11 protein-coding genes are annotated in these 14,507 nt (G+C 31.6%); 8 read left to right on the forward strand and 3 right to left on the reverse strand.

Annotated elements, in window-relative coordinates; genetic code table 11:
* The first annotated feature begins 51 nt into the window (after positions 1 to 51).
* From N5D90_RS08250 to N5D90_RS08265, 4 genes are read left to right on the forward strand one after another with little or no spacing between them, the layout of a single operon-like run.
* Entirely contained in the window at positions 52 to 1,605 is a 1,554-nt protein-coding gene (locus N5D90_RS08250) for a bifunctional response regulator/alkaline phosphatase family protein (protein WP_115001042.1), read from the forward strand.
* Positions 1,606 to 2,010: a tRNA (adenosine(37)-N6)-threonylcarbamoyltransferase complex ATPase subunit type 1 TsaE gene (gene tsaE, locus N5D90_RS08255; RefSeq protein WP_280062144.1), complete on the forward strand. Its 405-nt coding sequence runs from the start codon at positions 1,606 to 1,608 to the stop codon at positions 2,008 to 2,010. It abuts the gene before it with no gap.
* 6 nt (positions 2,011 to 2,016) lie between these two features.
* Positions 2,017 to 3,222: an alanine dehydrogenase gene (locus N5D90_RS08260; protein ID WP_280062145.1), complete on the forward strand. Its 1,206-nt coding sequence runs from the start codon at positions 2,017 to 2,019 to the stop codon at positions 3,220 to 3,222.
* A 17-nt stretch (positions 3,223 to 3,239) separates the two neighbouring features.
* The gene (locus tag N5D90_RS08265) at positions 3,240 to 3,599 is read left to right on the forward strand and encodes a hypothetical protein (protein ID WP_147280013.1); all 360 of its coding nucleotides are present in this window, start codon (positions 3,240 to 3,242) and stop codon (positions 3,597 to 3,599) included.
* 269 nt (positions 3,600 to 3,868) lie between these two features.
* Here the strand turns inward: N5D90_RS08265 and N5D90_RS08270 are convergent, their stop codons facing one another.
* The 3 genes from N5D90_RS08270 to N5D90_RS08280 all read right to left on the reverse strand — a co-directional run bounded on the left by N5D90_RS08270 (position 3,869) and on the right by N5D90_RS08280 (position 8,723).
* The gene (locus N5D90_RS08270; RefSeq protein ID WP_280062146.1) at positions 3,869 to 5,104 is read right to left on the reverse strand and encodes a porin; all 1,236 of its coding nucleotides are present in this window, start codon (positions 5,102 to 5,104) and stop codon (positions 3,869 to 3,871) included.
* A 67-nt stretch (positions 5,105 to 5,171) separates the two neighbouring features.
* Positions 5,172 to 5,702: a YqiA/YcfP family alpha/beta fold hydrolase gene (locus N5D90_RS08275; protein WP_219035345.1), complete on the reverse strand. Its 531-nt coding sequence runs from the start codon at positions 5,700 to 5,702 to the stop codon at positions 5,172 to 5,174.
* Between the two features lie 144 nt (positions 5,703 to 5,846).
* Positions 5,847 to 8,723: a S9 family peptidase gene (locus N5D90_RS08280; protein WP_280062147.1), complete on the reverse strand. Its 2,877-nt coding sequence runs from the start codon at positions 8,721 to 8,723 to the stop codon at positions 5,847 to 5,849.
* A 118-nt stretch (positions 8,724 to 8,841) separates the two neighbouring features.
* Here N5D90_RS08280 and N5D90_RS08285 point away from each other — a divergent pair, with 118 nt between their 5' ends.
* The 4 genes from N5D90_RS08285 (at position 8,842) to N5D90_RS08300 (ending at position 14,506) form a co-directional block, all read left to right on the forward strand.
* The gene (locus N5D90_RS08285) at positions 8,842 to 9,783 is read left to right on the forward strand and encodes an MBL fold metallo-hydrolase (RefSeq protein WP_280051594.1); all 942 of its coding nucleotides are present in this window, start codon (positions 8,842 to 8,844) and stop codon (positions 9,781 to 9,783) included.
* A 150-nt stretch (positions 9,784 to 9,933) separates the two neighbouring features.
* Positions 9,934 to 10,368: a hypothetical protein gene (locus tag N5D90_RS08290; RefSeq protein WP_038336095.1), complete on the forward strand. Its 435-nt coding sequence runs from the start codon at positions 9,934 to 9,936 to the stop codon at positions 10,366 to 10,368.
* Between the two features lie 348 nt (positions 10,369 to 10,716).
* Complete coding sequence (locus N5D90_RS08295) at positions 10,717 to 11,967, forward strand: site-specific integrase (RefSeq protein WP_280062148.1); 1,251 nt, start codon at positions 10,717 to 10,719, stop codon at positions 11,965 to 11,967.
* 88 nt (positions 11,968 to 12,055) lie between these two features.
* Positions 12,056 to 14,506: an McrB family protein gene (locus N5D90_RS08300; RefSeq protein ID WP_260136335.1), complete on the forward strand. Its 2,451-nt coding sequence runs from the start codon at positions 12,056 to 12,058 to the stop codon at positions 14,504 to 14,506.
* Position 14,507: the final 1 nt, after the last annotated feature.

Raw genomic sequence — 14,507 nt, forward strand, 5'->3', positions numbered from 1 at the left:
TGGAATAATTCTAAAATGTAGAAATCAATATAAAAAATAAAAATATAACAAATGGCTATAAAAATTTTATGGATTGATGATGAAATCGATTTATTGAAACCACACCAACTTTTTTTAGAGAAAAAAGGATACGATACAACAATGATAAATAATGCGACTGATGCATTAGAAGAAATAGAAAAAGAGAACTTTGCAGCTGTTTTAATCGACGAAAACATGCCAGGTTTGAGTGGATTGGAAGCCTTACCAAAAATTAAGGAATTGCGTCCAAACCTTCCTGTTATTATGGTCACAAAAAGTGAAGAAGAGCATATCATGGAAGATGCAATTGGTTCACATATAGCAGATTATTTGATTAAACCAGTTAATCCAAATCAAATTTTATTGAGTTTGAAAAAGATTTTGGATGCATCTAAAATTATTTCAGAAAAAACAGTTATCAATTATCAACAGGAATTCAGAAATATCACAATGGATATGATGAATGCGCGCGATTATGAGGATTGGCAAGAAATTTATAAAAAATTAGTTTTTTGGGAACTTGAACTTGAAAATATCGAAGATACAGCACTTTCTCAAATCATCGAAAATCAAAAAAGTGAAGCAAATGCAGCTTTCTTCAAATTTATAGAACGTAATTACGAAGATTGGTTGCATAATGATGAAGATCGTCCCGTTTTATCGCACACAATTTTCAATCAATTAGTTCGACCTCATCTTGGAAAAGATAAAAATGTTTTATTGATTATGGTTGATAATTTACGCTACGATCAATGGAAAGTTATTGAGCCAATTTTCAATCGTTATTATAATTCGGAAGCCGAAAATTTATATTACAGTATTTTACCTTCGGCAACTCAATATGCGAGAAATGCGTTCTTTTCGGGTTTAATGCCTTTGGAAATTGAGAAAAAATATCCTGAATATTGGTTGAATGATACCGACGAAGGAAATAAAAATATGTACGAAAGAGAATTGTTAGGAGAACAATTAAAACGTCTTGGAATGGGTGATTTATCGTATAATTATTTTAAAATTTTAAATTCTGATTTCGAGAAAAAAATTGCAGATGATTTTAATAATTACAAAAAGAATAACTTGAATGTAATTGTCTACAACTTTATCGATATTCTTTCGCATGCAAAAACGGACAACAGAATTGTTGGCGAAATTATTCGTGATGATAAAACGTATCGTTCGATCACAAAACATTGGTTTGAGAATTCATATTTAATGGAAATTGTGAAAAAAGCGGCGCAAGAAAAAATGAAAATTATTGTAACAACCGATCACGGAACAATTTACGTAAAGGAACCTACAAAAGTAATTGGTGACAAAGAAGCAAGTACAAATTTGCGTTATAAATTGGGGAAACAATTGCAATATGATCCGAAAGATGTTTTGGCGGTTGAGCAACCAGAAAAATTCCTTTTACCTAAGGTTAATGTTACGTCAAAGTATATCTTTGCAAAAGAAAATTTATTTTTAACGTATCCAAAAAATTACAATCATTTCGTTAATTATTACAAAAACACTTACCAACATGGTGGAATTTCGTTGGAGGAAATAATTATCCCAATGGTTGTTTTAACACCAAAAAATTAAATGGAATTTATCATCAATAATTTAGACGAATTACCAGAAGTTGCTCAAAAAATAATCGATCAACTTCAGTATAAATTAATCACTTTCGAAGGAGAAATGGGAGCTGGAAAAACAACTTTTATCAAAGAGTTTGTAAAAGCTTTGGGAACAAATGATGAAGTTTCGAGTCCTACTTTTTCGATTGTTAATGAATATGAAACAGATAAAGGAAAAGTTTATCATTTCGATTTTTATCGTCTAAATCACGAAGATGAAGCCTTAGATTTTGGGATTGAAGAATATTTATATTCTAATCAATATTGTTTAATGGAATGGCCAAATAAAATTGCTAACTTTATACCAGATGAGCACCATACAATTACATTGAAAAATGTAGATGGCGTTCGTCATTTAAATTTTAGTTAATAGTATATGGACGGAAAAAATATTTTCACGCCTTTTTCTCAAGAAGATCTTATTCCTCAACCCGAGCGTTTAGAGATTCCTCATAAGAAAGAACGCTTTGATATTGGAATTCCAAAAGAAACAAATAATCAAGAAAAAAGAATTTGTCTTTCTCCTGATGCAGTCGAAATTTTGGTCAATAATGGACATCAAGTTACGATAGAAACTGGAGCAGGAGAAGGTGCAAATTATTCGGATAAAGAATATTCGGAAGCTGGTGCGCAAATTTCTTACAATACGCAAGCTGTTTTCGAGAAACCTATTATTCTAAAAGTTGGTCCACTTACTTTAGATGAAATTGATTGGGTAAAACCAAATGCATTGATTATTTCATCTGTTCCTACAAATACTTTAAGACGCGAATATTTTCAGAAATTAATTACAAAACGTGTAAACGCTGTTGGATTTGAATTTATTCGTGATGAACAAAATCATTTACCAGTCGTTCGTTTATTAAGTGAAATTGCAGGAACAACGGCAATTTTGGTTGCAAGTGAATTGATGTCTTCTACAAACGGAGGAAATGGAATTTTGATGGGCGGCGTAACAGGAGTTCGACCAACAGAAGTTGTGATTCTTGGAGCTGGAACGGTTGCAGAAAATGCAGCAAGAACAGCTTTGGGTTTAGGTGCTTCGGTTCGTGTTTTTGATAATTCATTAACAAGATTAAGACGATTACAACAAAATATAGGACAACGAGTTTCTACGTCTACATTAGATCCAAAAGAATTAGGAAAAGCTTTGCGACGTTGCGATTTAGCAATTGGAGCACTTCGTGGAGAAACACGTACACCTTGCGTTGTAACTGAGATGATGGTGCAAAATATGAAAGCTGGCGCTGTGATTATTGATGTAAGTATTGATCAAGGAGGATGCTTCGAAACATCTGAATTAACAACTCACGACAATCCTATCATTATTAAGAATGATATAATTCATTATGCGGTTTCTAACATCACTTCTCGCGTCGCACGTACCTCTACCAAAGCGTTGAGCAATTATTTCTTGTCGTATTTATTCCAAATTTCAGAAGAATCTGGTTTTGCGAATGTGGTACAATCGGATAAAACTATAAGAAATGGCGTATATTTGTACAAAGGAAGAATTGTAAAAAAGAACTTATGTGATTGGTTTGATTTACCATTTCACGACATTAATTTATTGATCATATGACGTTTACGCAAAGATTTATGAAGTATTTGATGGGAGTTGGAATTGGGTTAGTTTTCGTCGCTATGGCGTTTGGACCTCGTGCTTTCTCATGTAATTACTTTCCAAATGCAAGAGTTTTGGATGAAGCTTTTTCAAAAAGATTAGCTATTTCACCAGAAGCTCAAGCATTTTTAAAAGCAGAAAATTTAGATTCTACATTCTTGAAAAAAGAATTATTCAAAAGAAGTAAAGTTGATTTTGATCACTCGAAAAAAGATCAGGTTCCTTGTAGAGAATATTTGGCAAACTATAAAAGCAAAGACAATACGAAAGATTATGATTTTGTATTAGAAATTTGTAAAGAAGATTCGAAATTAGTTTCCATCAAAAAGAAATAAAACAAAAAAACCACTTCGTTTGAAGTGGTTTTTTTATATGATTAATTTATAAATTTCAAAATTGCTAAAACAATTACAAAGATTAATATTGCGACAATAATTACATCTTTAAATTGTACTTTTTTAGTTCCGAACTCTACATTTCGGTTTAAACTTTTTCTTTTTTTATTGGCTTGCATGGGTTGATATTTGTACTGCAAATTTATAAAATATTATCAAATATCAAACCTTTATTTTATTCTAAGATATTTAATTTACAATAAGATATCTTAAATTCCAATTTCTATCTGAAAACGCGCGTACCAGTTGTTTTTCTTTTCCAAATTATAGAATTTTTGTTGTTCGTACGTGAACTCTGCTTGTAATTTGAACGCATGTTCCCAAATATATTTTGTCAAACCTAATGTGAATTGGTTTGTATTTGGCGTAAACTCAAAAATATCTTTATCTACTGTTTGAGTTGAATAACGTCCTATCACCTCCCAATGTTTCGGAAATGTGTACGAACCTTGAAAATCCATCCCTTCTCCATTATAAATATAATTAAAATCAGAAATATCAGCAGGGTTATAAAATAATACATTATCCGAATTACGATTCATATAAGAATACATCAAATTCCAACCACGATATTTTAACATCGCATCCAAAAACAATGATTTTATATTAGCTGTTCCTCCACCTACAATATCATCTCCTAACATTCCTGCCGTTCTATGCGCTCTATCATTATAACTATAAGCTCCCGAAAGCATCAATTTTGGTGTTTGTTCATGAACTAAATCACCTTCATAATTGCTCCCTCCTTTTGTAAATTCTCCAAGTGGAAACAACTCAACTTTTCCTGTATAAGCTAAACCAGTATCTTTAAAATTTGTCCAATTTCGTCCTTCACCAGTAGAAATAGCTCCTCTCAAAATATATGAGAATTTTTCTTGATTTCTTTTATTGTATAAAACCTGAAATCCAAAATCGCGATCGATATTAAAATCTGCATTATTGATAGATCGATCCGTTAATTGTAATGCTCCAGAAGAATTAACACGTTGTCTATTTCCCGGAAGTTTTGTTTGACCAAATCCTAAACTCCAATGTTTATTTGGGTAATAGAAAATCATCGCATCACGAATAATATTCGTATTCTTCCCCTCTTCTGCTTTTCCAACATCTCCTGCAGCGAAAGATAATTGCATCGAATAACCAAATTTTGGATCTCCGATATATCCATCAAAACGCAATCTTAAACGACGAATTTGACCATCAATATTATCTTCTTCTCCATCATTATGATTATAACTAATGCGATTTTGCATGCGAAATCTAATGTTGACCTGATAAAGACTATCTGGAGAAGTAATTCCCAATCCGTTACCATAGCTATAATAGGGCGACATCATATTCTTAAAATCCTGTACAGTTTTCTTTTTAGATTCTGTAGAATCTTTTACTTGCGCATACGAACTGATTGAAAATACAATAAGTATTAATGTTAAAACTTGCCTCATGTTTATTTGTTTCTTGATTCGTGTGCAAAAATGCAGTTAATAAAATTAAATAATTGTAAAGCGTAAATTAAATTAACGTTAACAATGACTCGAAGTTACGTATTCGATGATTGTCATCAATTTCTATGATTTCGATTTGTTGAGGAAAAATATTTTGTTGAATTTCGAAGAAAGTTTTTAGTTTCTCAAAATCCAAAACTTCGTCATGTACAGAAAGAAAAACCGTTGTATTTTCGAAACGATTCATATCGACTAAATATTGCGAAAGATTTTCAGGAAAATTATTTTCGACTTTCATCGACACATCAACCAAAGGATTTAACAAAATCAATTCGCTCGATTTTCCATTTTCCTTTAATTTTTGTTGCAATTGCCAACCAAAATTCCCTCCAGTAGAACTTCCTATAATCGCCAAATCATTTACCAAACCTTTTAAATGTTCGTAAGCTTCAAATAAAATAGTCGCAATATTATCCTCCGTTTTCCATTCAATACAAATCGCTGAAGGATAATTTTTTAGAATAGTTTTGAATTTAGTTGAATTTGCCGAACTATTTAGTCCATGGATATAAACAATTTGTCGATTATTTGTATTCATATTCAGTGCAATTAAACCTTTAAATTAAACTTTTTCAATAAGTTAATCAAAATGAATTGTAAATTTAACAATATAATTGTGTTGTAAGAAATTCTTTTCATAAAAAAAGCGACCAGATTGGTCGCTTTTAAATATTTACTATAATTATTTCTCAAGATCAAAGCCCCAATCAATACCTTTATTAATTGCAGAAACTCCTTCTGTCATCCATTTTGGAGCAGGTTTATCTTTAAGATAATGATCAAAAAACTGAACTTGACGTTGCTGAATATCATTTTTATTCGCACGTTTTATCAAGTTATGATCATCACCATTATAATTCAACATCCAAACTGGTTTTCCTAAACGACGCAACGCCATAAACATCTCAATTCCTTGGTACCAAGGAACAGCACCATCTTCGTCGTTATGCATGATTACAACTGGCGTCGTAACTTTTGGCATATTGAACAAAGGCGAATTTTCGATATATAATTCTGGCGCTTCCCACAAAGTTTTACCTATTCTACTTTGTGTTTGCTCGTATTGAAATTGACGACTCATACCCGTTCCCCAACGAATTCCACCATAAGCAGAAGTCATGTTCACAACAGGCGCACCCGTCCAAGCCGCAGCATACATATTGGTTGCTGTAATCAAATGTGCCACTTGGTATCCTCCCCAACTTTGTCCTTGTATGGCAATTTTACTACCATTTACCCACGTATTTTTCTTCAATGCTTCTACTCCAGAATTGATATAATCTTCGGCAGATTTCCCAGGATGACCAATTGTATACGAAATATCCGGTGTAAATACAATGTAATCGTTACTTACAAAATACGTATGATTGATACGAGAAGGCGTTGGCGCAGGCGCTTGATAACGATTCAAATTATCCGAAAGTTTTTCGTAGAAGTAAACAATCATTGGATATTTTTTATTTGGATCAAAATTCTCTGGTTTGTACACAACTCCTGTTGCATCTTTACCCGAATACGTTTTCCACGTTACCAATTCACCGTTCCCCCATAAATAATCTTTTTGTTGCGGATTGATTGCAGATATCTTTTTTTCATCTTTAAAATTCGTTGAAACATATACATCAGGCGAATTTCGGAACGATTCTTTTGTATAAATAAATTCGTTCGCATTCAACGCTTTTGTCATTTTTTGTGCTCCCCAAGTATTCGACATCACAACTTCTTCAGGATTTTTTGCTTTCGAAATAATTGTTTGATAAACTCCAGATTGTTTATTCTGATTATTAAAAGCACCTAAATAAACTAAATTATCACGATTAAGTGTTTTTATATCATCATTTAATTGATTGATATCAAACGTAATATTATGTTTACGACCGAAACCATTTGTCATATTTTCTGGACGACGATTTCCAGCCAAATCAAACTCCCAAATATCATAACGATCTTTGATTAAAACCGTTTCGTCATTATCCGTAAAATAAGCAACACCATATTCTTGCGCTAAAGTTGGCGAATCATTTTCTTCGTCATAGAATTTCACTTTTAGCTTTTTATTCAGAACTTTTGTTTCCTTTGTTTCGATATTATAGCTCGACCATAATCCATTTTCGGCATTATAAAAAACAGCAAATTTTCCATTCGGCGACATTTCCACTTTTCCAGCCAAAGCTTTTGCAAATAACTCGCGTTGTCCCGTTTTCGTATTAATGATATAATAATCTTTACGACCTGTTACATCCCAATTAGAGCTTAATCGATAGGCATTATCAGAAGTTCCTAAAGCAAAGTTTGAATTTCCTTCATTCAAAATTTCGGCTTGATTCATATCCAAATCCGCTAATTGTATCACTTTTGCAGGATTCGATAAATCAATCACTGATAAATACGAACGCTTTTTTTCACGCTCAAGATTCTTTAATTGTTGTGGTTGAATAAAATCATCTTTGTAACTCCAAACATCCACTTTTGCATAATCATCAGCGATTAAAGTTGTGTCTTTTTCTGCTAATTTCGGCATCAAACCAATGAACAAAGAATTTCCATCTTTACTAAATTTTGGTTGACGATTTTCTGAAACTTGCCAATCTTTTTTCAATCCTAACAATTCAGATTTCTTGATTTGTTGTGGATTATTTGTTGCAGAATAATATAAATAATATGTTTTATTTTCCTTTTTCTCTTCGTCAGAAGTTCCAACAAAAGCAACTTTATTTGCTAATTCATCAAACGCAAATTGTTTGAAATCTCCAATTGTATCAACCAATTGTTTTTGAACAAAAGTTGCTGTATTTACCAAGAAAACACCATATTTAGTTTTATCTAAACTGTCTTTTTTCTCTTGTTTTGTCGAAAAAATTAATTGTTTACCATTTTCGCTAAACTCATAATTCATTACATTTTTGAAAGATTTTTTCTGACCAGAAATCAAATTTCTCAACACCAATTCTAACGGCGTATCTTTTTTATCTTTACCCGCTGGTTTTGAAGGTTTATCTTTCGTTTTTGTAGAATCTGACTTGTCTTTTTTATCATTCTTCGCTTCTTCTTTTTCTAATAAATAAGCCAAAAAAGAACCTCCTTTTTTCGGTGTTTTGAATGATTTTATATTTGGTAATTTCTCAACTTGATTTGTTGCTAGATTTAATATTCCGATTGAATCTTTTGCAATTTCATGTTCTTTCTTTTTCTTAATTCGAACCAATTTCAAATCTTTATAAAAAGGTCGAATTTTAAAAACGGCAAATTTAGAATCTGCTGTAAAAACACTTTGTTCACCACGATGAAAACTTAGATTTTTATCCGTTTTCAAACCAAAAAAGTTCAATGTATTATCACTTTCTTGTGCATTGACTTGATAAGCAACCCACGAACCATTATTCGATAATTCTTTCATTCCAATTGATTGCCATTCATCAAAAACAGTCAAATCTAATGGTTTCTTTTGCGCATCAACATTTGTTGCCAATAAAGCGATTGCCGCAGCATACATTGCTTTTTTTGTCATCAGTTGAGTCGCATAATTTTTCAATATTTTAGTAGATAATTTCGATTTCATTCTAACTAATTTTATGCGTTAATTTTATAGAAGTGTGAAAATACTAAAGTTTTTACAAACTATGAGGATATTTTAGTTTAATAATACTTTCGGTTGTATTTTTGTTAAAATTCTTTTTATGAAAAAATATCTATTAAGTATTGGATTTGGAATTTCGATGATTGCCTCAGCACAAAATATTCAGGTTGTTCCACTTGGAGTTTATGGTGGTAGCAACGAGAGTAATCTTTCTTCTTATTTGATTGGTGAAGAAACGACAAATAGCTATTTGGCGTTGGATGCAGGGACAATTCTTTCTGGAATCAATAAAGCAATAGAGAAAGGTACTTTTGAAGAACAAAATAGTAAAGTTCTGAAAAATTATATCAAAGGATATTTTATTTCTCATGGACATTTGGATCATCTTTCAGGCATGATTATTAATTCTCCAGAAGATGCAAACAAGCCTATTTATGGTATTTCTGAAACAATTTCAGTTTTAAAAAATAAATATTTTACTAATGATGCTTGGGCAAATTTTGCCAATGAAGGCGAATCGCCAATTTTGAATAAATATTACTACAAATATGCAGAAATAGGAACACCTTTCACAATAGAAGGAACTAATTTTACAGGAACAATTTACGAATTGAGTCATGTAAATCCTTTGAAGAGTTCGGCAATATTAGTTGAAAATGGTTCAAGTGCAGTCTTATATTTTGGTGATACAGGAGCAGATCGTATCGAAGGAACTAAAAATTTAACAACTATTTGGAAAGCAATTGCGCCTAAAATTAAATCAGGTAAACTGAAAACAATGATGTTAGAAGTTTCTTTTCCTAATTCTCAACCTGAAAAATTATTATTTGGTCATTTAACACCAAAATTGATGAACGAAGAATTAGGTGAATTAGCGAAAGAAGTTGGAAAAAGTAAGTTGAAAGGTTTTACAATCATCGTTACTCATATCAAACCAAAAGATGATTATGAGCAAAAAATTAAAGACGAATTGTTAAAAGATAATCCATATAACATCAATTATATTTTCCCTCAACAAGGTGAAAGAATAATTCTTAAATAAATAATAATTACGAATTTATCATTTAAAGACAAGATAATTTTTAACCATTTTATTTTAGTCGGTCAATTTTTATCATTTTGATAAATTAGCGCTATTGATTTTTCATTAATTCGTGTGGCTATTCTACATTTGAATAAACCATAAGAAAAAATGACCGCGCAAATAGGAGAAATTTTATTAATCGACAACCAACAATATATTATAGCCGAACAACCATTACATCATTATTTTAGAAAATTAAATCATCCACCTTATTTTACTCCGCCTTCGCCAACATGCTGGAGAGGATATTATGGGAAATGGGAATTGAGAAATGACGAATTGTTTTTAATTAATTTCAGAGGATATTTGGATGGTTTGGATGAAGTTGAATTGAATTATTTATTTCCAAAAAGAGAAGAAGTTTTTGCGAGCTGGTATTCTGGAATTATTAAAATTCCACAAGGAAAATTATTACAATTTAATCAATTGACACATACATCAATTTATGAAGAGGATTTGATGTTATGTTTTGAAAATGGAAAACTAATCGATTATATCGTTCATAGCAATTGCGCAAATTCTGAACGAGAAGTTGAGATCTAATCAATCGAACGCTTCAAAGCTTGTCGGTGAATTCGTCTTGTTATTTGACCTTATTATTCTTTCGAATTCACCGATTTTTTTATAAAATAAATTTTCAGTAAAAATACATCAAACATTAATAACAGGGAAAACGGTTGTAAATAAAGGCTTTACAATCGTTTTTTGATTTTTTGGCAATGAGGTAAAAAGCAGAAAAAAGCGAGGTTAGGCAAAAGTAAGGTTACTAAAACGTTACTTTCAAGCATTAGAAACAACCGCTTTAAAATACTGTAATTCAGCTCTCTGCATAGTTTTTCATATTGTTTCGTAGCTCACATAGGTTTAATTTTATCATTAAGAATTGTGAGTATGGAAACGACAAAAAAATCAACGTTTAAGGTTCTTTTCTACCTTAAAAAGAATGCCCCGAAGAAGAACGGGAAAGTTACGGTTATGTGCAGAATTACCGTAAATGGTAATCAATCTGCATTCAGTACCAAGTTGGATATTTCGGCAACAAATTGGGATTTGAAGTACGGCAGGGTTTTAGGTAAAAGCCGAGAAGCCCAAGATGTGAACGGCAAGCTTGATAAAATCCGTTTGGGCATTGAGGAATGCTATTCCAAAATTCTGAAAACCGAGGGAGCTATAAACAGTTCTAAACTCAAAAATGCTTTTCTCGGTATGGAAAGTGGAGAAATTACCTTTTTCAAGTTTTATGAACAGTTCTTATCCGACTATGAGAAAAAGGTCAATAGCGGACTTCGGGTAAATGGAACACGAAGTAAGTATAAAACACTATTAAGACATCTTCGCAATTTTGCACTTACAAAATACGGTTACTCCGATGTGTCTTTTAACGACCTTACTCCTGATTTTATACAGGACTTTGATTACTACCTGCGTGGTGACCAAAGCTTGACACATAACACGATTTGGCTGTATATGATTGGCTTTACCACGCTTTGCCGATTGGCAATGAGCAGAAAGCATCTTGCTTTTAATCCGTTCAGCGAGTACAAGAATACCAAAAAGGACAAAGACAGGGGTTATCTGTTGCGGAACGAGTTGGAACAGCTTGTAACGTTTAACTGTGAGAAAAAGAAAGATGAATTGGTTAAAGACCTGTTTGTTTTCAGTTGCTTTACTGGTCTTTCCTATTCAGATATGAAAGGTCTTAGAAACAGCAATATTCAGGATTTCTTTGACGGTAACCAGTGGATTATAATACGTAGGAAAAAAACAGCCACATCGTCAAATGTGATGCTGTTGGATATTCCCAAAATGATTATCGAAAAATATGCAGGATTTTCAAAAGATGGAAAAGTATTTCCTGTACCATCAAATACAGTCTGTAATGATAGCCTAAAGAGAATATCACAACAGATTGAATGCCTGAAAGAAAAGAAAGTAACCTTTCATTTAGCACGCCATACATTTGCCACGCTGTTTTTGAGCGAGGGCGTTCCGCTCGAAAGTTTAAGCAAAATGTTAGGGCATAAAAACATTGCTACGACACAGATTTATGCTAAGATACTCAACGAGAAAGTTGGTAAGGATATGCAAAAAGTATCGCATAAATTTAAGGGGATGGAACGGTCTTTTACTTCACACCTATGAATCTATAAACTAATCAAGAAAAGTCAATGTTATAAACATTGGTTTTTTTTGTAATTTAGTCAGCTATATATTAAATCATTAATAAGCAATGACTGAAAACCTAAAAAACATAACTTATCACTTGATTGAGAAATATATTGACATTTTAGAAGAAAACGGAGAACCAAACGAAGCTTATAAATATTTAGCAATAAATACATTTCAACAGAATTGGGATTTAGAAGCAGAAGATTTTCATCAAATGTTTCGATCTTCATTCAGTAAAGTATCCAATTTACTTTATCAAAACTCGTGGGGATTTATCGAAAAATCAACTCAACTTTTTCCTAATGAAGTACGGGAAATGTTTCGGAATCTGTATGATGAATCGATAGAAATTTCACAAAGAATCAAAATTTTTCAAACCGAATCAGAAAAAATACTTCCCAAAGTTAGACAATCATTAAACCGAACTAATATTAACACTCAACAAGATGAGCGAACTATTTCGGTTTATTTGGCTTTTCGTTTTCCTGAAAAATATATGTTGTACAAAGCAGATTATTACAAGAATTTCTGTGAGCAACTCAATATAAAAGCGAAAAAATCGGGAGAACGATTTTTGCATTTACAAGAATTAGCCAACCAAATTATTCAGGAAAATCTATTAAACGACAATAATTTCAATTTCATCAATACCTATCGCAAATTTTATCAAAAACCAGATTGGGATGATAAATGTTTGATGATTCAAAATGTACTGTATGTTGTTTTCAGAGATGCTAAAGATTTTAATCTACTTGAACTTTTCAAAAAGTTTGACAAAAAACAATTAGAAGAATACTATGATTTTTTAGATTCAATAATTGAAAATTTTGGTTTTCAAGAAGACGACAGAAGATTGGTTTTTAATGCTGATAAAAACAAAATTGTTTTTACAATCGGACAAAGATATATTTGGAATACAGCAACTATCGGTAAAGATGATTATAAATTCCGAACAATTTCAGAACAACAAATAAGCAACAATTTTGTGAATTTTGACGGCACTCCAACCGCTTATTTATGCAAACTAAACGATATTTCAGAAGCTCAAAAAAATAAACAATCTGTATTTAACTCAATTGAGAACGAACTGAATCGTACTCAAATTTCAGGTTATTCCAAATACAATAAAAAAGAATTGGAAAGAATGGCTTTTGATATTGATTTTAGAAATGAAATTTTGAGCCAATTAGAATATCAAACAACAACCGAAAAAACAATGAAAAACATAAATTCTGATAAAAAGATTCCGCTAAATCAAATCCTTTTCGGAGCACCAGGAACAGGAAAAACATATACATTGAGAAACGAATATTTTCCTAAGTACACAATTTCTGAAAAAAGTATAAGTCCAGAATCTTATTTTGAAGAAATTGTGAGTGGATTGACTTGGTGGCAAGCCATTGCTTTGGCTCTTTTAGAAATGGGAACAAGCAAAGTCAATGATATTTTAGAAAACCGTTGGGTTTCTAAAAAAGCCGTTTTATCTGAATCAAAAAATGTTCGGGCAACGATATGGGGAAATTTACAATTTCATACTGTAATTGAATCAAAAACGGTCAATTACACGCAAAGACAAACGCCTTATATTTTTGACAAAACAAAAGATAAAAAATGGGAATTACTTGAAAATGAATTAAAAGAACAAGCACCCGAAATTTACGATATTCTCGATTCTGTCAATAATTTTAAGCCGAATCCTAATAAAGAAATCAAGCACTACGTATTTACAACTTTCCATCAATCATTTTCTTACGAAGATTTTATTGAAGGAATAAAACCCGTTATGGAAGAAGGTAAAGAAACTATTTCTTACCAAATTGAAAACGGAATATTTAAGGATTTGTGTTTAAAAGCACAAAACGACACAGAAAATCGTTACGCAATTTTTATTGATGAAATCAATCGGGGTAATGTTTCAGCTATTTTTGGAGAATTAATTACGTTGATTGAACCCGACAAGAGAATTGGTTCAACCAACGAACTTAAAGTAAAACTTCCTTATTCAAAGAGAGAATTTGGAGTTCCAAAAAATGTGGACATTATCGGAACAATGAATACAGCCGACCGAAGTGTAGAAGCTTTGGATACAGCTTTAAGAAGACGTTTTTCATTTGTTGAGATGCAACCCAATCCAAGTGTTTTGCTTAATTCTGAATATCAAGATGTTGATTTGAAACAACTTTTAGAAACTATCAATCAACGCATTGAAGTATTGGTTGACAAAGACCATCAAATTGGACATTCGTATTTTATTGGAATCCAAAATTTGGAAGATTTAAAACAAACTTTCAAAGACAAAATCATTCCGCTTTTGGAAGAATATTTTTACGGAGATTTCGGAAAAATAGGCTTGGTTCTAGGAGGAAGTTTTATTTATCAAGAAGAAAATAAAGCAAAATTCCCGAATAACTTCAATTATGAAAACGACTTTTTAGAAGACAAAAAAGTATATCGTTTTACGCCTTTTGAAAATTGGAACGAACAAACTTTTATTTCTGTTTACGAAGACTAAT

Origin of the sequence: Empedobacter sp. GD03797 (assembly GCF_029842105.1) — a bacterium.
Taxonomy (GTDB): domain Bacteria; phylum Bacteroidota; class Bacteroidia; order Flavobacteriales; family Weeksellaceae; genus Empedobacter; species Empedobacter falsenii_C.